This window comes from Bradyrhizobium sp. 190 (genome assembly GCF_023073415.1).
Classification (GTDB): Bacteria; Pseudomonadota; Alphaproteobacteria; order Rhizobiales; family Xanthobacteraceae; genus Bradyrhizobium.
Genome location: NZ_JADPJL010000037.1, coordinates 67,688 through 91,259 on the forward strand (window position 1 = coordinate 67,688; position 23,572 = coordinate 91,259).

Consider the following 23,572-nt stretch of genomic DNA (forward strand, 5'->3'; position numbering starts at 1 on the left):
AAGGACGCACGATATGAAGTGCAGGGAAATTCAGCCGATGATGCGAACGTTCGTCGTCCGCGCCCTGTCGTATTCGGCCGTGGCTGCGCTCACGCTCAATCCGGCACTGACGCCGGTGGTGGCGAGCGACTATCGCGTTGCTGCGCCGGCCACCACCGACGGACAGATGAACGCACGGTTCGTTTCGCTCGGGATCGGCAAATCGTTCGTGATCGACCTGCCGCGGGAGATCAAGGACGTGCTGGTCGCCGATCCGAAGATCGCCAACGCCGTCGTCCGCTCGACCCAGCGCGCCTATATCATCGGCGCCGCGGTCGGCCAGACCAACATCGTCTTCTTCGATTCCACGGGCGCGCAGATCGCGGCCTACGACATCGCGGTCAAGCGCGACCTCAACGGCGTGCGCGCCGCGCTGAAGCAGTCGCTGCCGAATTCGGACATCCTGATCGAGGGCGTCGGCGACGGCGTGGTATTGAGCGGCACCGCGGCGAGCCCGGTCGAGGCGCAGCAGGCCGCCGATATCGCCGCCCGCCTCGTGGGCGGCTCGGACAGGGTCGTCAATTCGATCGCCGTCCGCGGCCGCGACCAGGTGATGCTGAAAGTTACGGTTGCCGAAGTCGCCCGCAACATCGTCAAGCAGTTGGGCATCGATCTCACGGCCAGCATGAACTACGGCACCGCGGTCGTGAATTTCAACAACACCAACCCGTTTACCGCTCTCGGCCGTCCCCTGGTTGGCACCAACTTAGCGTCGGCAGCGTTCGGAAGCCCTGCAACGGTGACAGCCACACTCCGCGCGATGGAAACCGCCGGCGTCGTGCGCACGTTGGCCGAACCCAACCTGACCGCGATCTCAGGCGAGTCCGCGACCTTCATTGCCGGCGGCGAGTTTCCGGTTCCCGCCGGCTATTCCTGCGACCCGACCACGCATGTCTGTACGACCTCGATCTCGTTCAAGAAATTCGGCATCTCGCTCAATTTCACGCCGGTGGTGATGACCGAAGGCCGGATCAGCCTCCGCGTGATGACCGAAGTATCCGAGCTGTCGAACGACAATTCGATCACGCTCTCGCAGTCGGTGACCGCTTCGACGGTCAACTCGCTGACCATTCCCTCGGTCAAGACCCGCCGCGCGGAAACCACGCTGGAAATTCCTTCGGGCGGCTCGATGGCCATGGCCGGCCTGATCCAGGAACAGACCAAGCAGGCCATCAACGGCTTTCCCGGTCTGGCGCAACTGCCGGTTCTCGGCTCGCTGTTCCGCAGCCGCGACTACGTCAACAACCAGACCGAACTGATGGTTCTGGTCACGCCCTATGTGGTGCGTGCGGTGGCGCAGAAGGACCTGTCGCGCCCCGACGACGGCTTTGCCAGCGCGTCGGATCCACAGGCCGATCTGCTCGGCAGCATCAATCGCATCTACGGCGTTCCGGGCCGCGTCGAGAAGGCACGGAATTATCGCGGCACCTACGGCTTTATTACGGACTGAGGCGGGACGATGACACCGAGGATGAAATCCACAAGGCCAGCCGATCCCAAGCGCGCCCTTTGCCTGGCGGGAGCGCTGATCGGTCTTTCCATCGCGCTCAGCGCCTGCAAGCACACTACCGATGTCGTGACGACGGCGGGCGTGCCCGACGACTATCGCCTGCGCCATCCGATCGCGGTCCAGGAAGCCGACAGCTCGATCGTCGTTTTCGTCGGCCGCGGACGCGGCGGCCTTTCCGCCTCCCAGCGCGCCGACGTGATGTATGTGGGCCAGACCTGGATGCGGGAAGGTACCGGCGTCATCAGCATCGACGTGCCCGTCAATACACCAAACGCGCGGGCGGCCGAAGATTCATTGCGCGAGATCCAGGCGACACTTGCCGCCGCCGGCGTGCCGCCGCGCGGGGTCAATGTCCGCCAGTATCGCCCCGAAGACCCCAGGCACATGGCCGCGATCCGCCTCAACTACCCGAAAATTTCGGCGGTGGCCGGCCCATGCGGGCTGTGGCCGGAGGATATCGGGCCGTCGGTCAACAACAAGGGCTATTTCGACAACAAGCCCTATTACAATTTCGGCTGCTCCAATCAGCGCAATCTGGCGTCGATGATCGACAACCCGTCGGATCTCGTGCAGCCGCGTCCCGAAACCCCAGCCTTTGCGCCGCGCCGTGGCATAGCCTTCGACAAATATCGCAAGGGCATGTCCACCGCGACAACCTATCCCCAGAGCGACAGGGCCAAACTCAGCGATACCGGCAAATGATCACTTACTCGCGCCAGAACACAGAACAGCAGCCGGAAATCACGGCGCCGTCCACCGAGGATCACATTGCGCCGGCGCCGCGGGTGTCGGTGCAGGCTTTCTGCGAGACGATGGAAACCGCGGCCGCCGTGCAGTCGGCGGGCGAGGACCGCCGCCTCGGCAAGGCTCATCTCAAGATCCAGATGGGCGGCATGGCCGCCGCCATCGAGGCCTACCGCTCGGCCCCGACCCCGAACGTCATCATCCTGGAGACCGAAGGCCGCAACGACATCCTCCTCGGCCTCGACCAGCTCGCCACCGTATGCGACGCCGGAACCCGCGTGATCGTGATCGGGCGCATCAACGACGTCATGCTCTATCGCGAACTGGTCCGCCGTGGCGTCAGCGACTACGTCATCGCCCCGGTCAACGCGATCGACGTCGTGCGCTCGATCTGCAACCTGTTCTCGTCGCCGGAAGCCAAGGCGGTCGGCCGCATCATTGCCATCGTCGGCGCCAAGGGCGGCGTCGGCGCATCCACCGTCGCCCATAACGTAGCCTGGGCGATCGCGCGCGATCTGGCGCTGGATTCCGTGGTCGCCGATCTCGACCTCGCTTTCGGCACCGCCGGCCTCGACTACAATCAGGACCCACCGCAGGGCATCGCGGATGCGGTATTCTCGCCCGACCGGGTCGATACCGCGTTCCTCGACCGCCTGCTGTCGAAATGCACCGACCATCTCAGCCTGCTGGCGGCGCCGGCAACCCTCGACCGGGTCTACGATTTCGGCGCGGAGGCGTTCGACTCGATCTTCGATACGCTTCGCACCACGATGCCCTGCATCGTGCTCGACGTCCCCCACCAATGGTCGGGATGGACCAAGCGCGCCTTGATCGCGGCCGACGACATCCTGATCGTCGCGGCGCCCGATCTCGCCAATCTGCGCAACACCAAGAACATCTACGATCTGCTGAAGGCATCGCGGCCGAATGATCGCGCGCCGCTCTATTGCCTCAATCAGGTCGGCATCCCGAAGCGTCCGGAGATTCCCGCCGCCGAATTCGCCAAGGCGATCGAAAACCACCCGATCGCCACGATTCCGTTCGAGCCGCAAATCTTCGGTTCGGCCGCCAACAACGGCCAGATGATCGCGGAAATCTCCGCCACGCATCGCACCACCGAGATGTTCCTGCAGATCGCGCAGCGGCTTACCGGCCGCGGCGAGACCAAGAAGCCGAAGAGTTCGTTGCTGTCGCCTTTGATCGAGAAGTTGCGGGCCAAGAAGTAGGTCGCCCGCGTGGAGTGCCATCGTGTTCGGTAAGCGTAGTGATAACGATACGCGGGTAATGAAGCCCGCCATTCAGGCGCCGGAGCCGGTTTCCAGCGCCGCGGTAGCAGCGCGCGAAACGGCGGCGCCGGCCGTCTCTTCGCCTCCAATCGCGCCCATGAAGGCGCCACCGCCCGCCCCGGCCATGGAGGCGCGGCGATCCGACAACTACTACCAGGTCAAGGCGACCATCTTCGGTGCCCTGATCGAGGCGATCGACCTTGCCCAGCTCGCCAAGCTCGACGGCGAGTCGGCACGCGAGGAAATCCGCGACATCGTCAACGAGATCATCGCGATCAAGAACATCGTGATGTCGATCGCCGAGCAGGAAGAGCTGCTCGACGACATCTGCAACGACGTGCTCGGCTACGGTCCGCTGGAGCCGCTGTTGTCGCGCGACGACATCGCCGACATCATGGTCAACGGCGCCGGCACGGTGTTCATCGAAGTCGCCGGCAAGATCCAGAAGACGGGCATCCGCTTCCGCGACAACCAGCAGCTTCTCAACATCTGCCAGCGCATCGTCAGCCAGGTCGGCCGCCGCGTCGACGAATCCTCGCCGATCTGCGACGCCCGCCTCGCCGACGGCTCCCGCGTCAACGCCATCGTTCCGCCGCTGGCGATCGACGGCCCCGCACTCACCATTCGTAAGTTCAAGAAGGACAAGCTGACGCTCGACCAGCTGGTCAAGTTCGGCGCGATCTCGCCGGAAGGCGCGCAGATCCTGCAGATCATCGGCCGCGTCCGCTGCAACGTGCTGATTTCCGGCGGTACCGGCTCCGGCAAGACCACGCTGTTGAACTGCCTGACCCAGTTCATCGAGCATGACGAGCGCATCATCACCTGCGAAGACGCCGCCGAACTTCAATTGCAGCAGCCCCATGTGGTACGGCTGGAAACCCGCCCGCCCAACATCGAAGGTGAAGGCCAGATCACGATGCGCGAACTTGTCCGCAACTGCCTGCGTATGCGCCCTGAACGCATCATCGTCGGCGAAGTCCGCGGACCCGAGGCGTTCGACCTGCTGCAGGCCATGAACACCGGCCACGACGGCTCGATGGGAACGCTGCACGCCAACAATCCGCGCGAAGCGCTGTCGCGCTGCGAATCCATGATCACGATGGGCGGCTTCTCGCTGCCCTCGCGCACCATCCGCGAGATGATCTGCGCCTCGATCGACGTTATCGTGCAGGCCGCGCGTCTGCGCGACGGCTCGCGCCGCATCACCCACATCACCGAGGTGATGGGCATGGAAGGCGACACCATCATCACCCAGGACGTGTTCCTCTACGACATGATCGGCGAGGACGCGAACGGCAAGATCATCGGGCGGCACCGCTCGACCGGGATCGGACGTCCGCGGTTCTGGGAGCGCGCGCGATATTTCGGCGAAGAGAAGCGGCTCGCCGCTGCGCTCGATGCCGCCGAAGTCGCCGAGACGAACTGAGAGGGCGATGAGCATGCAGACGCTCGCACTGGCCTTTATGGCCGCCACCGCCATCGGCGGCTTGGCATGGGTCTTCATCTATCCGTTGCTGTCGGGCGAGAGGAAGGCCGAGTCCCGTCGCGCCTCGGTCGCACGTTCCGAACCAGCCGCCGCGCGTCAAGTCGAGAAAAGCCAGCGTTCGCGCCGCGAGCAGGTCGAGGGGTCGCTGAAGGAACTCGACGCCCGCCGCAAAAAGGAGAGGTCCGTCCCGCTCACCACCCGCCTCGCCCAGGCTGGTTTGGGATCCTGGACGCCGCAGAAATTCTGGATCATGTCGGGCGTATCCGGCGCGGTCGGATTCGCCGTCGCCTTCGTGGTCGGCGGCCACCTGCTGGGCGCCGCCGTGATGGCTTTCGGCACAGGCCTCGGCCTGCCGCGCTGGGTCCTGGGCTATCTCAAGAAGCGCCGCGAGAAGGCGTTTCTGAAGGCGCTGCCCGACGCCGTCGACGTCATCGTACGCGGCATCAAGGCCGGTCTGCCGCTGTTCGAATCGATCAAGGTCGTCGCAGCCGACTCGCCGGAGCCGCTCAGGGGCGAGTTTCTGGCCATCATCGAAACCCAGACCATCGGCATGCCGCTGGGAGAAGCCTGCGCCCGGCTGTACGAGCGGATGCCATTACCGGAGGCGAACTTCTTCGGCATCGTGGTCGCGATTCAGCAGAAGTCGGGCGGCAACCTGTCGGAAGCGCTCGGCAACCTCTCCAAGGTGCTGCGCGACCGCAAGAAGATGGCGGAGAAGATTCAGGCGATGTCGACGGAAGCCAAGGCCTCCGCCGGCATCATCGGCTCGCTGCCGCCGGTCGTGATGCTGCTGGTCTGGATGTCGACGCCCGACTACATCTCGATCCTTTGGACCCATAGTCTCGGCCAGTTCATGCTGGTGTGCTGCGTCGGCTGGATGACGATCGGCATCCTGGTGATGAAAAAAATGATTAATTTCGACTTCTGATGGTGCGGCCATGATTGATTTTCTGATCTCCAAGATGCACGACGCGCGGTTCATGACCATGCTGCTTGCCGCCATCGCGGCAAGCGCGACCGCCTATACGCTGATCATGCCACTGTTCGCCGGCGAAGGCCTGGCCAAACGCATGAAGGCGGTCGCCAGCGAACGCGAGCGGCTCCGGCAGCGCGAGCGCGATCGCCTCAACAAGTCGGAAAAGGTATCGCTGCGGCAGTCCCCGAAGCAACTCGTCTCCAAGGTAGTGGAAGATTTCAACCTGACCAAATGGCTGGCGCAGGAAGCCGCACGCGACAAGCTGATCATGGCCGGCTATCGCGGCCACGCGCCCTACGTCACGTTCCTGTTTGCCCGTGCGGTCACGCCGGTCGTTCTATTTCTCGGCGCGGCGCTCTACGTGTTCGTGATCACGCAGATGGACAAGTCGCTGACGGTGAAGCTCGGCATCTGCGTCGCCGCCGCCTATCTCGGGCTGCAGGCCCCGATGCTGTTCCTGAAGAATGCCATCAGCAAGCGCCAGCTCTCGATCAAGCGCGCCTTTCCGGACGCACTCGACCTGCTGCTGATCTGCATCGAGTCCGGCATGTCGGTCGAAGTCGCCTTCCGCAAGGTCGCCACCGAGATCGCGGGACAATCGATCGCGCTGTCGGAGGAGTTCGCGCTGACCACGGCCGAACTGTCCTACCTGCAGGACCGCAAGGTGGCCTACGAGAACCTCGCCAAGCGCACCGGCCTCGAGGGCGTGAAATCGGTCTGCCTGGCGCTGATGCAGTCGGAACGCTACGGCACCCCGCTCGGCCAGAGCTTGCGCGTGATGGCGCAGGAAAACCGCGACATGCGGATGAACGAGGCCGAGAAGAAGGCAGCCGCGCTGCCGCCGAAGCTGACCGTGCCGATGATCCTGTTCTTCCTGCCGTGCCTGTTCATCGTCATTCTCGGACCGACCTACATCAAGATCCAGGCGATGCCGTAAGGCGATCGGCGCGGCCGATGCCGCGCCCTTTGCCGTCATCAACCCCGGCTCGCCGCGGCACATGCGACGCTGAATTGATTTGAGACAGCCTTGAAGATTGGGAAGTTCGCCTGCCTGGCGACGACGGCTCGCGGCCGGCCCATAGCGTTTTCGAGCGAAAGCTTGCCCCGGACTTGATCCGGGGCGGATTACCGGTTCGCATAGCAATCAAGTTTACGCAGATTGCGTAGACTTATCTGCGCAGAAAACGCGTCAAAACAAGAATCTGGAGCCTTGGTTCTGATTCAATCAGAACGGAGGCGCTAGTCCGGTCGGTTGAGGGCTGCGACCGGGACGGCCGCCTTGTTGCCGGGAGGACGCGAATTGTCCTTGTCCTTGCGGCTGAGCATTTCCCGCAAGTAGGCCACATTGGCGGTCGCTTCGTCGGCCGGCAGATCGCCCTTGGCGATAGTCTCGGCTTCTGCGAAGCGGCCCTGCAGGCCGACCACGAGCGCCAGGTTCTGCCGCACCCTTCCATCGGCGCGGGGATTGGAATAGGCGCGCCGCAGCGTTTCCTCGGCCTGCGGCAATTCCCGTGTCAGCATGTAGGAGAGACCGAGATTGGAGAGCACCGAGGGTTCTTCCGGCACGATCTTCAGCGCGGTCGCGTAATAGCGGCGGGCCTCCTCGTGCTTGCCCATCTTGTCGAGCGTGGTGCCCTGCACCGAAAGAATGCGCCAGTCGGGATTGGCGGGCGAATGGGCGCGGCTGAGCACGTCGAAGGCAGCCTGCGAATTGCCGTTGTCGGCGAGCGCGCGGCCGTAAGCGGCAAGCAGCGTTTTGTTGCCGGAATGGGCGATGGTGGCCTGCTCGAGCACGGCGGCGGCCTGCGCCCGCTGGCCGGTGGCCCGGAGCGCCTGGCCGTATCCCAACGCCGCCTCGGCATCCTTGGGATTGGCGCGATATCGTTCGCCGTAAACCTCGACCGCGCGGCGCGGATCTTCGGGAACGGCTTGCGCTTTTGGTGACGATGACGATGAGGTCAGCGACGCCGTGATGTCGGACATGGTCTGGCAGCCGCCAAGGCCCGCGGCGAGAACCGCCGTTACGGCCGCGGAGGAGAGGAACCGAGCGAGAGACCCGGCAAGAGACCGGGAATGGCTGGACGGTCGACGCATGGCACTTCAACTCACGGGAAATGGCTGTCGAATGAAGCCGAACGCGCCATCAATAGACCGTTAACCCTAACGGCCGGTTAATTGGCCGTGCTATGCCATCGGCACCACCCCTGCCCGTCCCCTCTAGCGAGACCAGCATGCAATCCCCGTTCGAGACCGCACCCGAGGCCGCTGCCATTCCGATTACTTTCGCCACCAAGACGACATGGGCCGGGATCGCCAAGGAGCTCCCGGAACAGGCCCGGCAATTTGCGGCGGCCAACGACTTCACCGCCAAGCCCGGCAAATGCCTGACGCTGCCCGCAGCCGACGGGAAGATCGCGCAGGTCGTGTTCGGCCTCGAAGACGAGAGCAGCAAGTCACGCGACCTGTTCCGGCCGGGCGCGCTGCCCGGCCTGCTGCCGCCCGGCGTCTATCGCTACGCCAATGCACCCCACGACGTGCGGCTGGCAACGCTCGCTTTTGCGCTCGGGAGCTATCGCTTCGGCCGCTACCGCAAGAACGAAACGCCCGGGGTCCGGCTGGTGCCGCCCGACGGCATCGATGTCGCCGATGTCGCGCGGATGGCGGAGGCGGCCGCGCTGGCGCGCGACCTGATCAATACGCCGTCGAACGATATGGGCCCGGAAGAACTGGCGCAGGCTGCGCAAGCGTTGGCGACGCGGTTCGGCGCCCAGTTCAATTGCATCGTCGGCGAAGAGCTCGTGAAGCAGAACTTTCCGCTGATCCACGCCGTCGGCATGGCTTCGACGCGCGCCCCGCGCCTGATCGATCTGAGCTGGGGCGATCCCGCTAACCCTAAGGTGACTTTGGTCGGCAAGGGCGTCTGCTTCGACACCGGCGGCCTCGACCTGAAGCCGTCCAGCGGCATGCTGATCATGAAAAAGGACATGGGCGGCGCCGCCAACGTGCTGGCGCTGGCGCAGATGGTGATGGATGCCAAGCTGAAGGTCCGGCTGCGCGTGCTGATCCCCGCGGTCGAGAACGCGGTGGCCGGCAACGCCTTCCGCCCCCTCGACATCTTCAAGTCGCGCAAGGGACTTAACGTGGAGATCGGCAACACCGACGCCGAGGGGCGGCTGGTGCTGGCCGATGCGCTGGCACTGGCGGACGAAGAGAAGCCGGACTTGCTTGTTGACCTCGGCACCCTGACGGGTGCGGCGCGGGTGGCGCTGGGGCCGGATTTACCGCCCTTTTACACCAATGATGAGACGCTTGCTGAAAGCGTCGCAGCTCATGCGAAACGGGAGAACGATCCGTTGTGGCGAATGCCGCTGTGGCCGCCCTATGATTCGTGGCTGGACTCGAAGGTCGCCGACATCAACAACGCGCCGTCCGGCGGCTTTGCCGGCTCGATCACCTGCGCGCTGTTCCTGCAGCGCTTCGTGACGGATGCAAGGCGCTGGCTGCATGTCGATATCTACGGCTGGACGCCGTCCGCAAAACCCGCGCGCCCCGAAGGCGGCGAATGCCAGGCCGCACGCGCCATCTACAAGCTGCTGAGCGAACGCTATGGATGATCCGCGCCTGACCCCGGCCCGGCCCGAAGTTGCCGCGAAATATCTCGAAGGCAAGGTGAAAGCCGCGCGCTTTGTCACCGGCGAGGAATACTGCGTGCGCGATGCCATCGCGCCGCTGCGCGATGCGCCATCGGCAGATGCCATGCTGTCGACGCAGGCGCTGAAGGGCGAACGCGTCACGATCTACGACCGCAACGGCGAAGGCTTTGCCTGGGGCCAATTGAACGGCGACGGCTATGTCGGCTGGATTCCGGATGCTGCGCTGGCCAGGCCCGCTGCGGCTCCGACGCACAAGGTCACGGCGTTGCGGACGTTCGCGTTCCCGGGCCCCTCGATCAAGCTGCCGCCGGCAGAGACGCTGCTGATGGGCGCGCGCCTAACGATTGCCCGTGAAGACGGCGCGTTCGCCGTGACCGGCGAAGGCTGGTATCTGCCGCGCCGGCATGTCGGCAGCCTCGACGCGATGGAAAAGGATTTCGTCGCGGTTGCCGAACGCTTCGTCGGCACGCCCTATCTGTGGGGCGGCAAGAGCTCGCTCGGCATCGATTGCTCCGGCCTCGTTCAGGTGTCGCTGAACGCCGCCGGCACCGGTTGCCCACGCGACAGCGACATGCAGCAGGACGGCCTCGGGCGGGCGCTGAATGCCGCCGAGATGAAGAAACTGCAACGCGGCGATCTGATCTTCTGGAAGGGTCATGTCGCCATCGCCCGTGACGCCGACACCATCGTGCACGCCAACGCCCATCACATGGCGACGGTGGTGGAGAACACGCACGAAGCGATCGCGCGGATCAAGGCGGCCGGTAGCGAGGTCACGGCAATCAAGCGGTTGGCCGACACTGTCATCGCCCGCGAAGGCGGGTGATCCAGTACTCCGAGACAGTTGTGATTAATCGAGAAGCCGCGGCGTACTGGATCCCCCGCCTGCGCGGGGTATGACGGCCATCACTGCAGGTCGGGCACGGCCTCGATCCGGAACGCGGCGGCGAACAGCGCGCGGGTGTAGTCGCTCTTTGGATTCTTGAAGAGCTCCGCGGCCGGCCCCTCCTCCACCACCTTGCCGTGGCGCATCACGATCAGATGGCTGGCGAGAGAGGCCACCACGCGCAGATCGTGCGAGATGAACATGTAGGTGAGGTCGCGCTTGCGCTGCAGCTCGCGCAACAGATCGACCATCTGGGCCTGGAACAGCATGTCGAGCGCGCTGGTCGGCTCGTCCAGCACGACGAAATTTGGCTCCAGTACCACCGCGCGCGCGATCGAAATGCGCTGGCGCTGGCCGCCGGAGAATTCATGCGGATAGCGAAAACGCGTCTGCGGATCGAGGCCAACGTCTCTCAGCGCCTTGACGACACGCGTATCGCGCTCTTCATACGACAGCGACTTCTGATGCACGCTTAAGCCCTCGGCGACGATATCGCCGACCGACATGCGCGGGCTCAACGCGCCGAACGGGTCCTGAAACACGATCTGCATGTCGCGGCGGAACGGCAGCATGGCCTTGAAGCGCAGGCCCTGAATGTTGTTGCCGAGGAACACGATCGGGCCGTCAGAGGAAATCAGCCGGAGCAGCGCCAGCCCCAACGTGGTCTTGCCCGAGCCGGATTCACCGACGACGCCGAGCGTCTCGCCCTTGCGCACCGCAACACTGACGCCATCCACCGCCTTGATATGGCCAACGGTCGAGCGCAACAGCCCGCGCTTGATCGGAAACCAGACCTTGAGATTGTCGGCCGACATCACCACCGGCTCGTTGGGCCGCGGCGGCGCCGGATCTGGCTTGGGTTCGGCCGCGAGCAGTGCGCGCGTGTAGGCGTGCTTCGGCGCGGTGAAGACCTCTTCGACCGGCCCCTGTTCGACGATCTTGCCTGAATTCATCACGCAGACGACGTTGGCGATGCGGCGGACGATGCCGAGGTCATGGGTGATGAACAGCATGCTCATGCCGAGCCGGGACCTGATCTCGGCGAGCAGCGCCAGGATCTGGGCCTGTACCGTGACATCGAGCGCGGTGGTCGGCTCGTCCGCGATCAGCAAGTCCGGCTCGTTGGCGAGCGCCATCGCGATCATGACGCGCTGTCGCTGGCCGCCGGATAATTGGTGCGGATAGCTTTGCAGACGAGTTTCCGGATCGGGGATGCCGACCTGCGTCAGCAGTTCCAGCGTCCGCGCCCGCGCCATCGATCCGCTGATGCCGGTATGCAGCGAGAGGATCTCGCCGATCTGCGCCTCGATGGTATGGAGCGGATTGAGCGAGGTCATCGGCTCCTGAAAGATGATCGAAATGTCATTGCCGCGGATTTCGCGCATCTCGCGCTCCGAGGCGTTGAGCAGTTCACGGCCTTTGAAATGGATAGTGCCGGAGGGATGCGAGGCGGTCGGATAGGGCAACAGTTTCAGCACCGACAGCGCGCTGACCGACTTGCCGGAGCCGGACTCGCCGACGAGGGCCACGCACTCGCCGCGCTTGATGGAGAAAGAAATGCGGTCGACGGCAGTCGTGGCGCCGCTCGGCTGGTGGAACGTCACCGAGAGGTCGCGCACATCGAGCAAGGGCTGGTTGATGGCGTCCATGCCCGATCCCTATCTGAATGTCTTGCGCGGATCGAAGGCGTCGCGCACGCCCTCGCCGATGAAGATGAGGAGCGACAGCATGATCGCGAGCGAGAAGAAGCCGGTAAAACCGAGCCACGGCGCCTGCACATTGGCCTTGCCCTGCGACAACAGCTCACCAAGCGACGGCGAGCCCGGCGGCAGGCCGAAGCCCAGGAAGTCGAGCGCGGTCAGTGTCATCACCGAGGATGATACGATGAACGGCAGGAAGGTCATGGTCGCCACCATCGCGTTCGGCAGCAGATGCCGGAACATGATGACGCCATTGGAGACGCCGAGCGCGCGCGCCGCCTGGATGTATTCGAAATTGCGGCCGCGTAAAAATTCGGCGCGCACGAGGCCAACGAGCGTCGTCCAGGAAAACAGCAGGAGGATGCCGAGCAGCACGAAGAAACCGGGCACCAGCACCGATGACAGGATCAGCAGCAGGTAGAGCGAAGGGATCGCGCTCCAGATTTCGATAAAGCGCTGGAAGGCGAGATCGATCCAGCCACCGAAATAGCCCTGCACGCCGCCGGCGATGACGCCGATGATCGAGGACAGGATGGTCAGCGTCAAACCGAACAACACCGAGATTCGGAAGCCATAGATCAGCCGCGCTACCACGTCGCGGCCCTGATCGTCGGTGCCGAGCCAGTTGTATTCGAGATCGCGACAGCTCTTCAGCCCCTTTTTCTCCACCACCGGCTTGCACTGCTCTTCCGTCAACATCCATGTCGGCTTCGACGGTGCCGGCGTCGGCAGATCGAGATTGTGGGTGTCGTAGGAATAGCGGATCAAGGGCCAGATGATAGTGCCGCCCTTCTCGGCGATCAGCTTCTGCAAATAGGGATCGCGGTAGTCGGCTGAGGTCTCGAAATCGCCGCCGAACGTCGTCTCGGAATAGCTGACGAAGGCCGGCCAATACAGCTTTCCGTCATACTTGATCAGGAACGGCCGGTCGTTGGCGATCAACTCGGCAAACAGCGACACCACGAACAGGATCAGGAATATCCAGAGCGACCAGTAGCCTCGGCGGTTGGCCTTGAAATTCTGCCAGCGCCGGCGGTTGAGCGGCGACATCGCAAGGGGATGACGCGTGACCGGCACGGCGGCACCGAGCGGCGACTGCGTCGAGGTCTCGATCGGCTGCGGTGCGAGCATCGTCATCAGACCTCCCGCGCCTCGAAATCGATCCGAGGATCGATCCACATGTAGGCGAGGTCGGAGATCAGACCCACCACAAGGCCAACGAGGGAAAAGATGAACAGTGTGCCGAACACGACCGGATAATCGCGGTTGAGCACGCTCTCGAAACCTAGCAGCCCGAGCCCGTCGAGCGAGAAGATGGTCTCGATCAGCAGCGAGCCGGAGAAGAATGCGCCAATGAACGCACCGGGAAAGCCTGCGATCACGATCAGCATGGCGTTGCGGAAGATATGGCCGTAGAGCACCTGGCGCTCGCTGCAGCCTTTGGCGCGCGCGGTCATGACGTATTGCTTCCTGATCTCATCGAGGAAAGAGTTCTTGGTCAATAGCGTCATGGTGGCGAAAGCACCCAGGCCCATGGCAATCAAGGGCAGCGTGAGGTGCCAGAAATAGTCGATGATCTTCCAGTACCAGGGAAACTGTGCCCAGCCATCCGAGGTCAAGCCGCGCAGCGGGAACCAGTTGAAGAACGAGCCGCCGGCAAACAGGATGATGAGCAGGATCGCGAACAGGAATCCGGGGATCGCAAAGCCCACGATGACAACCGCCGAGGTCCAGGTATCGAAGCGCGTTCCGTCCGCCACCGCCTTGCGGATGCCGAGCGGGATCGAGATCAAATAGGTCAGCAGCGTCAACCAGAGGCCGAGCGATATCGAGACCGGCAGCTTCTCCTTGATCAGCTGCAACACGGTGGTGTCGCGAAAGTAGCTCTTGCCGAAATCGAAGCGGGTGAAATTCCATACCATCAGCGCAAAGCGCTCATGCGCCGGCTTGTCGAAGCCGAACTGCTTTTCCAGGCTCTTGATGAAATCCGGATCAAGCCCCTGCGCGCCGCGGTACTTTGAATTGACGGCATCGGCCGAGGCGCCGGCCTGCGGCGTCCGCCCGGCGAAATCGCCGGTGGCGGAGCCTGAGATGCGCGAGGAGCCGCCGGTGTCGGCGCCGGAGAGTTGCGCGATGACGCGTTCGACCGGGCCGCCCGGCGCAAACTGCACCACTACGAAGGAGACGAAGAGGATGCCGAGCAGGGTCGGAAACATCAAAAGGACGCGGCGGGCGATATAGGCAGTCATTATTGCTTTGCCTGCTCGAGTTTGCCGGCCTTGGCGGCGTCATACCACCAGATAACGCGCTCGCCAGACCCTGATGCATCGATCTGATAACGCGGCAGGTCCTTCGGACGATCGAACATGTCCCAATAAGCCAGCCGGTGGGTCTTGTTGTACCACTGCGGTACCCAGTAGCGGCCGGCGCGGAAAACGCGGTCGAAGGCATGGCAGGCAACCGTCAACTCGGCGCGGGTCTCCGCTGCAATAATCTTTTCGATCAGCGCGTCGATGGCGGGATTGTCGATTCCGGCCAGGTTGTAGGAGCCCTTGGTTTTGGCGGCGTGCGAGGAGAAGAAGGCACGCATCGCGTCGCCCGGCGTCGTCGACATCGAGAAGCGCGTGATAGTCATGTCGAAATCGAAATCTTCCACCCTCGCGCGGTACTGCACGGCATCGACCAGGCGCGGGCTCGCCTCGATTCCGAGCGTGCCGAGGTTCTTGATGTAGGGCGCGTGATGCGGATTCAGCGAGGACTCCTCGTACAGGAATTCAATGCGGAACACTTCGCCGCTCGGCGTCATTCGCTTGCCGTCCTTGATGACGAAGCCGGCTTCGTTAAGCAATTGCTGCGCCTTGCGCAGCATGTTGCGGTCTTGCCCCGAGCCGTCCGAAACCGGGGGAACGTAGGGCTGGCCGAACACCTCGTCGGGCACCTGGCCGCGGAATGGCTCGAGCAGCTTCAACTCCTCCGGCGAGGGCGGCCCCTTCGCCATCATGTCCGAATTCTGGAACGGCGAATGCGTCCGCGCATAGGCGTCGTACATGATGGTCTTGTTGGTCCACTCGAAATCGAAAGCGTTGATCAACGCCTCGCGCACGCGGGGATCCTTAAACTTGTCGCGGCGGTTGTTGATGAACCAGCCCTGCGCGCCCGACGGCCTTTCGTCCGGCACCTGCTCGCGCTTGACGCGGCCGTCCCTGATGGCGGGGAAGTCATATCGCGTCGCCCAGAGGCGCGCGGTGAATTCCTCGCGGAACAGATAGTTCTTGCCGGTAAAGCCTTCGAAGGCGACGTCGCGGTCGCGATAGAATTCGTAACGGACGACATCGTAATTGTAGTAGCCCCGGCAGACCGGAAGGTTCGCACCCCACCAGTCCTTGACGCGGTCGTACTCGATGAAGCGGTTGACCTCGAACCGGCCAACCTTGTACGGCCCCGAGCCCAGCGGCATATCGAGCGTCGATTCATCGAAGGCCCGTGTCTCATAGTACTTCTTCGAGAAGATCGGCAGGCTCGCGACATAGAGCGGCACGTCGCGTGCGCGTTTTTCGACGAAGGTGACGATCACGGTCGCATCGTCGACCGCCTCGGCGCCCTTTACATCGCGCATCTGCACCTGGATCAGCGGATGGCCCTTGGCCTTCAGCGTGTTGATCGACCAGGCGACGTCATGCGCCGTGATTTTCGAGCCGTCATGGAATTTTGCCTCCGGCCGCAGCGTGAAGCGGTAGGCCAGCTTGTCCGGCGAAATTCGCACCGACTTTGCGACGAGCCCGTACATCGCATCCGGCTCGTCGCCGGCGCGGACCATTAGCGCTGAGAAAGTCAGGTCGATGCCCTGCGCGCCCTCGCCCTTGAGGATGTAGGCGTTGAGCGAATTGAAGGTCTGGTAGGACTGATTGTAGGAGCGCGTCGAGGGAATGGTCGAGAACATCCCGCCCTTTGGTGCTGCGACGTTCACGTAGTCGAAACTCTTGAAGTCGGCGGGATATTTCAGGTCGCCGAATGCCGAGATGCCGTGCACCTCGGCGCCATTCTCTTCGGCGGCGCGAACGGGCCCAAGCCCGAGAACGCCTAGCGCGCCGACACCGAGGCCTAGCACATGCCGGCGAGAGAACTGCGCCATGCGCATGATGTCCTTCAAGATCGTCTTCCGATCCGCGCCGCCTTGTCCGCGTCGAACCACCATAGCGACGGGAAAGCCGACAGGCCGTATTTGGGCAGTTCAGACGGCCGGCCGAAGCGATCCCAGCGCGCGGTACGGACCTTGGGATAGTTCCACTGCGGCACGACATAGTGATTCCACAGCAGCACGCGGTCGAGCGCCCTGGTCGCGGCAATCAGGTCATCTCGACCCTTGGCGTAGATCAACCGCTCGATCAATTTGTCGATCGCCGGGTTCTTGATGCCGATGATATTGCGCGAACCCGCCATGTCCGCCGCTTGCGAACCCCAATATTCGCGCTGTTCATTTCCGGGTGACAAGGATTCCGCCCACGACGAGACGACCACATCGAAATCCCAGCTGCGAAGCCGATTTTCATACTGTATCGGGTCGATTGTTCGCACGCCGACAGCGATACCGAGCCGCTCCAGAGATGGCTTGAAAAACAGCATGACGCGTTCGAAGCTCGGGTCTGCACCGAGCAATTCGAGCGCAAACTGCGCACCCGTCTTGCTATCGACCAGCTTGCGCTCGCGCACCTCATAGCCGGCTTCCTTCAGCAGGCGCAGCGCTTCACGTAGATTTTCGCGAACCGCTTCGGGACTACCGCCGACCGGATTGGTATAGGGCTTCGTGAATACCTCGGGCGGCACCTCCGCGCGAACGGCTTCGAGTATCTCCAGCTCCTTGCCTTCCGGCACGCCGCTTGAAGCCAGTTCAGTGCCATCGAAATAGCTGCTGATGCGCTTGTATTGACCGAAAAATATCTGCTTGTTCATTTCCTCGAAGTCGAACGCATAATTCAGCGCACGACGCACCCGCGGATCCTTGAACTGGTCACGCCGGACATTCAGGGCGAACGCCTGCATGATTCCGGAACTGCGGTTTGGAAACTCCTCGAGCAGCACGCGCTTGTCATTGACGGCGGGAAAGTCGTAGGCCGTTGCCCAGTTCTTGGCGCTGTTTTCGGTGCGCCAATCGACCTGGTCGCCCTTGAACGCCTCGAGCGCGACCGTCGAGTCCCGGAAATATTCCAGGCGCAGCTCGTCGAAATTGTTGAGGCCGACATACGTGCTGGAATCGCGCCCCCAATGGTCCTTCACCCGCTCCAGCGTCAGCGTCCTTCCCGGGACAAATTCCTTGATGCGATAGGGCCCCGAGCCCAGCGGCTTCTCCAGCGTCGTCGCGGCGATATCGCGCTTGCGACCCTCGCTGTCGGTGCCCTCCCACCAATGCTTCGGCAAGATCGTGAGCTGTCCGACGATCAGCGGGAGCTCGCGATTGCCGGGCGCATCGAAGGTGAATTTTATGTCGCGATCACCGACTTTTTCAGCTTTCACCACATGGCGATAGTAAGCCGAATACTGCGGATGATTTTGCTTGAATGCGTTAAGCGAGAAGATCACGTCGTCAGGCGTCACAGGCTTTCCGTCGTGCCATTTCGCCTCTCGCCTGAGGCGATACGTGACCCAGGAGAAATCCTCGGGGTGGCTGACAGCTTCGGCCAGTTCGCCGTACTCGGTCGAGACCTCGTCCAGCGACTGCGTCATGAGAGATTCGTAGGTCAGCTGAACGCCGGCGGCGAGCGAGCCTTTGACGCCGGCAACCACGAGGTTGAAGTTGTCAAACGTCCCGATCTGTATTTGACGTACGGTGCCGCCCTTCGGAGCCTCCGGATTGACGTAGTCGAAGCGCTTGAAGTCGGCCGGGTACTTGATTTCGCCGAACAGCGACAGCGCATGCCGAAAGGCTGGTTCGCCCGCGCCAGATTGAGCGTGCGCGGACGAAATTGCTGGGGTGCCCGGGGTCAACCCGAGTGCGGGGGCCATGGCGGCGACAGCGCCGCCCTGAAGAAGATGTCGTCGGGTAATCGCCAAATGCAGAATTCCTGTTGCTGACGCCAGTATTCGTGCTGTCGAAGTCCGCGGCGGCCCCAGACGCGAACGACGCAAACACGAGGCGGAGTTAGTGAGGACCCAATATAAGGCAAGGGTTCGACAGATTACGTTGCTTTTTCCTCATGATAGCAGCTTGGGAACAACGCCGCTGCGGCGAAAAGCCCCGGTAACAACTCCGATAGCAACAATGCGATCCCTGATACGCAAACGGCCAGGCATTGCCTGGCCGTCATGTCGTGGCGAAGTCCCTGCAGGACTGTCGAAATCTTACTTCGCCGCGGTCGGCAGCGGAGCCGGGCTTTCCGAAAGGCTGCGCAGATAGGCGATCACGTCGGCGCGCTCGCTGTCCTTCGAAATGCCGGCGAAGCCCATCGCCGTGCCGGGAACGAAGGCCTTGGGATTGGCGAGGAACTTGTTGAGATCGTCATAGGTCCAGGTGCCGCCTTTGGCCTTCAAGGCGGCCGAGAAATTGAACCCGCCGCGACCTTGGCCCTTCGCCTCGTTCAAGACATTATAGAGGTTCGGGCCGACGCGGTTGGGGCCACCCTTCTCGAAGGTGTGGCAGGCGGCGCACTTCTTGGCTGCCGCGGTGCCCTTCTCGACGGAGGCGGTCTGCAGCAGCGTCTCGATCGGCTCGGACGGCGCGGCGGCCTCCTTGGCCCCGCCGTGAGAAGCGTCTTCCTTCACGGCAATCTCGAAGCCCGGCTTTTCCGGTTTCACGGGCGCGAAAATCGCGTGGGCGGCAAAGCTCGTGACCAGGATAACGAGGCAGGTAGCGAGGACGGCGCCGAGAATCTTGTTGAGTTCGAAGGAGTCCATAGTGGCATCAGGCTCCAGGCCGGAAGGTCGACTTAAGGCCGGAAAAACGGCCGCGGGTGCGCATCAGGAATCAGCCTTTCGCGCCGCACCCTCAGCAGGGTTGAGATATCGGTTTGCCCGGGCTCTGGCAACCCGTATAAACGCGCCGACTTTCCGCCAATCCCCCATCATTTCAGGCCTGTTTTTGTTGGCCTCCAGACCTCGTTCCGGATGACCGAAACCCGCACCCTGGTGCTGATTCCCGCCCGCATGGCGGCAACCCGCCTGCCCGGCAAGCCGCTGCTCGACATCGGCGGCCTGCCGATGATCGTCCACGTGTTGCGGCGGGCCGAGGAGGCCCAAATCGGCCGGGTGGCGGTCGCCACCGACACGCCCGAGATCGCGGCCGCCGTGAAAGCCGCCGGCGGCGAGGTGGTGATGACCCGTGCCGATCATCCCTCCGGCTCCGACCGGATCCATGAGGCCATGCGGACCATCGATCCCGGTGGCCAGGCCGAGATTGTGGTCAACCTGCAGGGCGATTTTCCCACGATCGCGCCGGACACCATCCGGGCCGCGCTGCCGCCGCTCGACGACCCCACGGTCGACATCGCGACGCTGGCCTCGCAGATCCATACCGAGGAAGAGGACCAGGCCCCCAGCGTGGTGAAGGCGGTCGGCTCGCCGATCGGCCCGAACCGGCTCCGGGCGCTCTATTTCACCCGCGCCACGGCGCCCCATGGCGACGGCCCCCGCTACCACCACATCGGCCTCTACGCCTACCGCCGCGCCGCGCTGGAACGGTTCGTGGCGCTGCCCCCGTCTCCGCTGGAGCAGCAGGAGAAGCTCGAACAGCTCCGTGCGCTGGAGGCCGGGATGCGGATCGACATCACCATCGTCGACAGCGTTCCCCGCGGCGTCGACACCCCAGCCGACCTCGAAACCGCCCGCAGGATACTAAAGCCTCATTCTGATTGAACGAGGCTTTATCCTTTTGTTTTGACGCGTTTTCTTCACGCGAACCGGTATCCACTTCGCTTGAAAACGCTATAGCCAAGGCCTGAGCGGCTGCTAAAAGGCCCGCCAGAGAAACGAGACATGACCAAAAAGCTGAAAATCGCATTCCAGGGCGAGCCTGGCGCCAATTCCCATATCGCCATCGTCGAGGCCTATCCCGACGCCGAGCCGTTGCCGTGCGCGACCTTCGAGGACGCGCTGTCCGCGATCTCCTCCGGCGAGGCCGATCTCGGCATGATCCCGATCGAGAATTCGGTCGCCGGGCGGGTCGCCGACATCCATCATTTGCTGCCGGCGTCCGGCCTGTTCATCGTCGGCGAATGGTTTCTGCCGATCCGCCACCAGTTGATGGCGGTCCGCGGGACGAAGCTCACCGATATCAAGACGGTGGAGAGCCACGTCCACGCGCTTGGCCAGTGCCGGCGCATCATCCGAAAACTCGGCATCAAGCCGATCGTCGCGGCCGACACCGCCGGCAGCGCGCGCGATGTCTCCGAGCGCGGTGACAAGGCCGTTGCGGCGATCGCGTCCCGCCTGGCGGCGCAAATCTACGGCCTCGACATTCTTGCCGAAGACGTCGAGGACGAGGCCCACAACACCACGCGCTTCGTGGTGCTGGCGCGCGACCAGAAATGGGCTGCCCAGGACTCGGGGCCGCTGGTCACGACTTTTGTTTTCCGGGTGCGCAACCTTCCCGCCGCGCTCTACAAGGCGATGGGCGGCTTCGCCACCAACGGCGTTAACATGACCAAGCTGGAAAGCTACATGGTCGACGGCAATTTCTTTGCGACCCAATTCTATGCCGACGTCGACGGCCATCCCGAGGACAAGGGCCTCGCCTTTGCGCTGGAGGAATTGAAATTCTTCTCGCGCGAATTCCGCATCGTCGGCGTTTATCCGGCCCATCCGTTCCGCGCGACGTTCAGCGAGAAGCTGGATTGAGCTGAGCGCACGGTCTCTCGACAGGGTCGTCCCTGCGAAAGCAGGGACCCATAGCCACCGAACGCAATTGGGTTAAGAGTCGTCAGCCACACTGCCGCATCGATGGATCACGCGGTATGCGTCCCTGCGTGCGCAGGGACGACACTTGTTACGCCGCCTTCTTTCCCAATCCAAACGCATCCGCCAACAGGCTATACGATTTCTTGCGCGCATCGTGCTCATACACCGCGGTAATGATCATCAATTCATCCGGCTGGCCGGCCGTGATCATAGGCTCAAGCTTCGCCATGATCGTCGCCGGGCTGCCGACGAACAGCCGCGAGCGGTTGCGCATGACCGAGGCGCGCTCGGCGTCGGAATAATCATAGGCCAGCGCTTCCTCGACGCTCGGCAACGGCAGATATTGTCCGCGGTCGCGGCGCAGGCGGTTGAGGTCCATCGAGGAAGCGAGATGTTCGGCTTCCGCATCGGTTTCGGCGGCAACGGCAGCGACGGCGAGAATGCCGTGCGGCTTGGCGCGCCAGCCGGACGGCTTGAAGTGGTCGCGGTAGTTGGTCATCGCCGCGATCGCGTCATAAGACGCAAAATGATGCGCGAACGCGAAACCCATTCCGACTTGCGCGGCCAGTTCCGAAGAGTAGTCGCTCGAGCCGAGCAGCCAGATCGGCGGCAGCGGCGTATCGTCCGGCATCGCCACCACATTGTTGTAGGGATGGCCGGGTGGGAAATCGCGGGTCTCCCACAACACCAGCTCACTCAGCCGTTCGAGAAAATCGTCGCCTTCGCGGCGATCGAGCCGGCTGCGCAGCGCATGCGCCGTGGCGCCATCGGTGCCGGGTGCGCGGCCGAGGCCAAGATCGATACGGCCGGGAAACAGCGCCTCCAGCATCTTGAAGCGCTCGGCCACGACCAGCGGCGCGTGGTTGGGCAGCATCACGCCGCCGGAGCCGACGCGGATATGGTTCGTCACCGCCGCGATCTGCCCGATCATCAAATCGGGCGCCGGGCTCGCCACCGAGGCCAGGTTGTGGTGCTCGGCGAGCCAATAGCGGACATAGCCGAGCCCATCGACATGGCGCGCCAGATCGATGCTGTTCTGCAGCGCGTGGGCCGGGCGGGTGCCTGTGGTGACAACGGAGAGGTCGAGGACTGAAAGCGGGATCATGGCGCTAAACTAGTGCGGCGAGCGAGGGCGACAAAGGCCTGGCTGGCGCAGGTCAGGCCCGCGCTTGTGGGGAAAGGGAGCACCGCGTCGCCGCTTGCTGGTGGGACAAAATGTGACATATTCAATAACTTCTACCTCTGCCCATCACCAAACATGCTATCTCTGAAGCCAGCTAATTTCTAATATGTTGTTTTTTCTAGATAAATATATTGTCGCACGGCCCACTCTATCTTCACACAGGAACATTTGGATCGTATATTTTGCATAAATTGGGCCATTTCCCATATCCGATGGGCTGTTTGGCCAACCCCGTTTGGCCTATTTTAGCTCCTCGCCGCTAGGCCTGATGCCTGTCCGTTTCTGTGGAGCTTTGTGAAGTGCCATGACCGAGGTTACTCCCCCCGCTTTCGACGGCCATCGCGCGCTGCATTCGCCAAGGATTTCCTTCGAGTTCTTTCCGCCCAAGACGGAAGAGATGGAGCGGAGCCTGTGGGAGACCATCAACCGGCTGGCACCGCTGGTGCCGAATTTCGTGTCCGTGACCTATGGCGCCGGGGGCTCGACGCGCGAACGCACCCATTCGACCATCGCGCGCATCCTGAAAGAAACCCGCCTGACGCCGGCCGCGCATCTGACCTGCGTCGGCGCGCCGAAGGGCGAGATCGACGACGTCGTGGCGCGCTATCACGAGATCGGCGTCCGCCACATCGTGGCGCTGCGCGGCGATCCGACCACCGGCATCGGCACCGTCTACCATGCCCACCCGGATGGCTATCAGAGCTCGCCCGACCTGATCGAAGGCATCAAGAAGCGCTATCCCGATATCGAAGTCTCGGTTTCGGCTTATCCCGAAAAACATCCGGAGAGCCCGACGATCGACGCAGACATCGACACGCTGAAGGCCAAGGTCGACGCCGGCGCGACGCGTGCCATCACGCAGGTGTTCTTCGATAACGACCTCTACTTCCGCTACCTCGATCGCGTCCGCGCCCGCGGCATCGATGTTCCGGTCGTGCCGGGCATCATGCCGATGCACAATTTCAAGCAGGCGCGCAGCTTCGTGACGCGCGCGGGCACAACGGTGCCGAGCTGGCTGGCGGACAAGTTCGAAGGCCTCGACGACGACGCCGAGACGCGCAAGCTGGTCGCCGCCACCGTTGCGGCCGGTCAGGTGCAAAAGCTCGCCAAGCACGGCGTCGATACCTTTCATTTCTACACCATGAACCGCGCGGACCTCGTGTTTGCGATCAGCCATCTCCTGGGAATTCGTCCCAATGGCGCACAGAAAGCCGCCTGATCCG

At 63.2% G+C, this 23,572-nt stretch carries 19 protein-coding genes; 11 read left to right on the forward strand and 8 right to left on the reverse strand.

Features of this window, described 5'->3' with window-relative positions; translation table 11 throughout:
* Positions 1-13: 13 nt before the first annotated feature.
* Genes IVB22_RS22455 through IVB22_RS22480 form a run of 6 tightly spaced genes read left to right on the forward strand, consistent with a single transcriptional unit; the run spans position 14 to position 6,978 of the window.
* A complete protein-coding gene (locus IVB22_RS22455) occupies positions 14-1,489 on the forward strand; it encodes a type II and III secretion system protein family protein (RefSeq protein ID WP_247519423.1) in 1,476 nt (491 codons plus the stop codon).
* Between the two features lie 21 nt (positions 1,490-1,510).
* The gene (locus tag IVB22_RS22460) at positions 1,511-2,251 is read left to right on the forward strand and encodes a CpaD family pilus assembly protein (RefSeq protein WP_247519424.1); all 741 of its coding nucleotides are present in this window, start codon (positions 1,511-1,513) and stop codon (positions 2,249-2,251) included.
* Positions 2,248-3,519, forward strand: a complete 1,272-nt coding sequence (locus tag IVB22_RS22465; protein ID WP_247519425.1) for an AAA family ATPase — start codon at positions 2,248-2,250, stop codon at positions 3,517-3,519. Before IVB22_RS22460 ends, IVB22_RS22465 begins: the two co-directional genes overlap by 4 nt.
* A gap of 22 nt (positions 3,520-3,541) precedes the next feature.
* The gene (locus tag IVB22_RS22470; RefSeq protein WP_247519426.1) at positions 3,542-5,005 is read left to right on the forward strand and encodes a CpaF family protein; all 1,464 of its coding nucleotides are present in this window, start codon (positions 3,542-3,544) and stop codon (positions 5,003-5,005) included.
* Positions 5,006-5,012: 7 nt separating this feature from the next.
* Positions 5,013-5,993, forward strand: coding sequence for a type II secretion system F family protein (locus tag IVB22_RS22475; RefSeq protein WP_247519427.1), 981 nt, complete (start codon positions 5,013-5,015; stop codon positions 5,991-5,993).
* Between the two features lie 10 nt (positions 5,994-6,003).
* The gene (locus tag IVB22_RS22480) at positions 6,004-6,978 is read left to right on the forward strand and encodes a type II secretion system F family protein (protein WP_247519428.1); all 975 of its coding nucleotides are present in this window, start codon (positions 6,004-6,006) and stop codon (positions 6,976-6,978) included.
* A gap of 302 nt (positions 6,979-7,280) precedes the next feature.
* Here the strand turns inward: IVB22_RS22480 and IVB22_RS22485 are convergent, their stop codons facing one another.
* Complete coding sequence (locus IVB22_RS22485; RefSeq protein WP_247519429.1) at positions 7,281-8,135, reverse strand: tetratricopeptide repeat protein; 855 nt, start codon at positions 8,133-8,135, stop codon at positions 7,281-7,283.
* Positions 8,136-8,272: 137 nt separating this feature from the next.
* Here IVB22_RS22485 and IVB22_RS22490 point away from each other — a divergent pair, with 137 nt between their 5' ends.
* Positions 8,273-9,655: a M17 family metallopeptidase gene (locus IVB22_RS22490; protein ID WP_247519430.1), complete on the forward strand. Its 1,383-nt coding sequence runs from the start codon at positions 8,273-8,275 to the stop codon at positions 9,653-9,655.
* Positions 9,648-10,520: an NlpC/P60 family protein gene (locus IVB22_RS22495; RefSeq protein ID WP_247519431.1), complete on the forward strand. Its 873-nt coding sequence runs from the start codon at positions 9,648-9,650 to the stop codon at positions 10,518-10,520. Before IVB22_RS22490 ends, IVB22_RS22495 begins: the two co-directional genes overlap by 8 nt.
* A gap of 80 nt (positions 10,521-10,600) precedes the next feature.
* Here IVB22_RS22495 and IVB22_RS22500 read toward each other — a convergent pair whose 3' ends face one another.
* The 6 genes from IVB22_RS22500 to IVB22_RS22525 all read right to left on the reverse strand — a co-directional run bounded on the left by IVB22_RS22500 (position 10,601) and on the right by IVB22_RS22525 (position 19,168).
* A complete protein-coding gene (locus tag IVB22_RS22500; RefSeq protein WP_247519432.1) occupies positions 10,601-12,229 on the reverse strand; it encodes an ABC transporter ATP-binding protein in 1,629 nt (542 codons plus the stop codon).
* A gap of 9 nt (positions 12,230-12,238) precedes the next feature.
* On the reverse strand, positions 12,239-13,417 hold the full coding sequence (locus IVB22_RS22505) for an ABC transporter permease (RefSeq protein ID WP_247519433.1): 1,179 nt from the start codon (positions 13,415-13,417) through the stop codon (positions 12,239-12,241).
* Positions 13,417-14,529, reverse strand: coding sequence for a microcin C ABC transporter permease YejB (locus tag IVB22_RS22510; RefSeq protein ID WP_247519434.1), 1,113 nt, complete (start codon positions 14,527-14,529; stop codon positions 13,417-13,419). The genes IVB22_RS22505 and IVB22_RS22510 overlap by 1 nt, the downstream gene beginning before the upstream one ends.
* Entirely contained in the window at positions 14,529-16,412 is a 1,884-nt protein-coding gene (locus IVB22_RS22515; RefSeq protein ID WP_247519634.1) for an extracellular solute-binding protein, read from the reverse strand. Before IVB22_RS22515 ends, IVB22_RS22510 begins: the two co-directional genes overlap by 1 nt.
* A 14-nt stretch (positions 16,413-16,426) precedes the next feature.
* Positions 16,427-18,328 carry an extracellular solute-binding protein gene (locus IVB22_RS22520; RefSeq protein ID WP_247519435.1) on the reverse strand — a complete coding sequence of 634 codons (1,902 nt, stop codon included), beginning with the start codon at positions 18,326-18,328 and terminating at the stop codon, positions 16,427-16,429.
* Between the two features lie 288 nt (positions 18,329-18,616).
* On the reverse strand, positions 18,617-19,168 hold the full coding sequence (locus tag IVB22_RS22525; protein WP_247519436.1) for a cytochrome c family protein: 552 nt from the start codon (positions 19,166-19,168) through the stop codon (positions 18,617-18,619).
* 210 nt (positions 19,169-19,378) lie between these two features.
* Between IVB22_RS22525 and IVB22_RS22530 the strand changes: the two genes are divergently transcribed.
* The gene (locus IVB22_RS22530) at positions 19,379-20,125 is read left to right on the forward strand and encodes a 3-deoxy-manno-octulosonate cytidylyltransferase (RefSeq protein ID WP_247519437.1); all 747 of its coding nucleotides are present in this window, start codon (positions 19,379-19,381) and stop codon (positions 20,123-20,125) included.
* A gap of 120 nt (positions 20,126-20,245) precedes the next feature.
* Positions 20,246-21,106: a prephenate dehydratase gene (locus IVB22_RS22535; RefSeq protein ID WP_247519438.1), complete on the forward strand. Its 861-nt coding sequence runs from the start codon at positions 20,246-20,248 to the stop codon at positions 21,104-21,106.
* A 148-nt stretch (positions 21,107-21,254) separates the two neighbouring features.
* Here IVB22_RS22535 and IVB22_RS22540 read toward each other — a convergent pair whose 3' ends face one another.
* Positions 21,255-22,271, reverse strand: coding sequence for an LLM class flavin-dependent oxidoreductase (locus IVB22_RS22540; RefSeq protein ID WP_247519439.1), 1,017 nt, complete (start codon positions 22,269-22,271; stop codon positions 21,255-21,257).
* Positions 22,272-22,653: 382 nt separating this feature from the next.
* Here IVB22_RS22540 and metF point away from each other — a divergent pair, with 382 nt between their 5' ends.
* A complete protein-coding gene (gene metF, locus IVB22_RS22545) occupies positions 22,654-23,568 on the forward strand; it encodes a methylenetetrahydrofolate reductase [NAD(P)H] (RefSeq protein WP_247519440.1) in 915 nt (304 codons plus the stop codon).
* Positions 23,569-23,572 lie beyond the last annotated feature (4 nt).

Excerpts from the sequence above, each read along its gene's own strand:
- IVB22_RS22455 (WP_247519423.1), top strand. The coding sequence starts at position 14 with ATGAAGTGCAGGGAAATTCAGCCGATGATGCGAACGTTCGTCGTCCGC.
- IVB22_RS22505 (WP_247519433.1), bottom strand. The coding sequence starts at position 13,417 with ATGACGATGCTCGCACCGCAGCCGATCGAGACCTCGACGCAGTCGCCG.
- IVB22_RS22495 (WP_247519431.1), top strand. The coding sequence starts at position 9,648 with ATGGATGATCCGCGCCTGACCCCGGCCCGGCCCGAAGTTGCCGCGAAA.
- metF (WP_247519440.1), top strand. The coding sequence starts at position 22,654 with ATGACCGAGGTTACTCCCCCCGCTTTCGACGGCCATCGCGCGCTGCAT.
- IVB22_RS22530 (WP_247519437.1), top strand. The coding sequence starts at position 19,379 with ATGACCGAAACCCGCACCCTGGTGCTGATTCCCGCCCGCATGGCGGCA.
- IVB22_RS22540 (WP_247519439.1), bottom strand. The coding sequence starts at position 22,271 with ATGATCCCGCTTTCAGTCCTCGACCTCTCCGTTGTCACCACAGGCACC.
- IVB22_RS22485 (WP_247519429.1), bottom strand. The coding sequence starts at position 8,135 with ATGCGTCGACCGTCCAGCCATTCCCGGTCTCTTGCCGGGTCTCTCGCT.
- IVB22_RS22480 (WP_247519428.1), top strand. The coding sequence starts at position 6,004 with ATGATTGATTTTCTGATCTCCAAGATGCACGACGCGCGGTTCATGACC.
- IVB22_RS22525 (WP_247519436.1), bottom strand. The coding sequence starts at position 19,168 with ATGGACTCCTTCGAACTCAACAAGATTCTCGGCGCCGTCCTCGCTACC.
- IVB22_RS22515 (WP_247519634.1), bottom strand. The coding sequence starts at position 16,412 with ATGGCGCAGTTCTCTCGCCGGCATGTGCTAGGCCTCGGTGTCGGCGCG.
- IVB22_RS22535 (WP_247519438.1), top strand. The coding sequence starts at position 20,246 with ATGACCAAAAAGCTGAAAATCGCATTCCAGGGCGAGCCTGGCGCCAAT.
- IVB22_RS22510 (WP_247519434.1), bottom strand. The coding sequence starts at position 14,529 with ATGACTGCCTATATCGCCCGCCGCGTCCTTTTGATGTTTCCGACCCTG.
- IVB22_RS22490 (WP_247519430.1), top strand. The coding sequence starts at position 8,273 with ATGCAATCCCCGTTCGAGACCGCACCCGAGGCCGCTGCCATTCCGATT.
- IVB22_RS22500 (WP_247519432.1), bottom strand. The coding sequence starts at position 12,229 with ATGGACGCCATCAACCAGCCCTTGCTCGATGTGCGCGACCTCTCGGTG.
- IVB22_RS22475 (WP_247519427.1), top strand. The coding sequence starts at position 5,013 with ATGAGCATGCAGACGCTCGCACTGGCCTTTATGGCCGCCACCGCCATC.
- IVB22_RS22460 (WP_247519424.1), top strand. The coding sequence starts at position 1,511 with ATGAAATCCACAAGGCCAGCCGATCCCAAGCGCGCCCTTTGCCTGGCG.
- IVB22_RS22465 (WP_247519425.1), top strand. The coding sequence starts at position 2,248 with ATGATCACTTACTCGCGCCAGAACACAGAACAGCAGCCGGAAATCACG.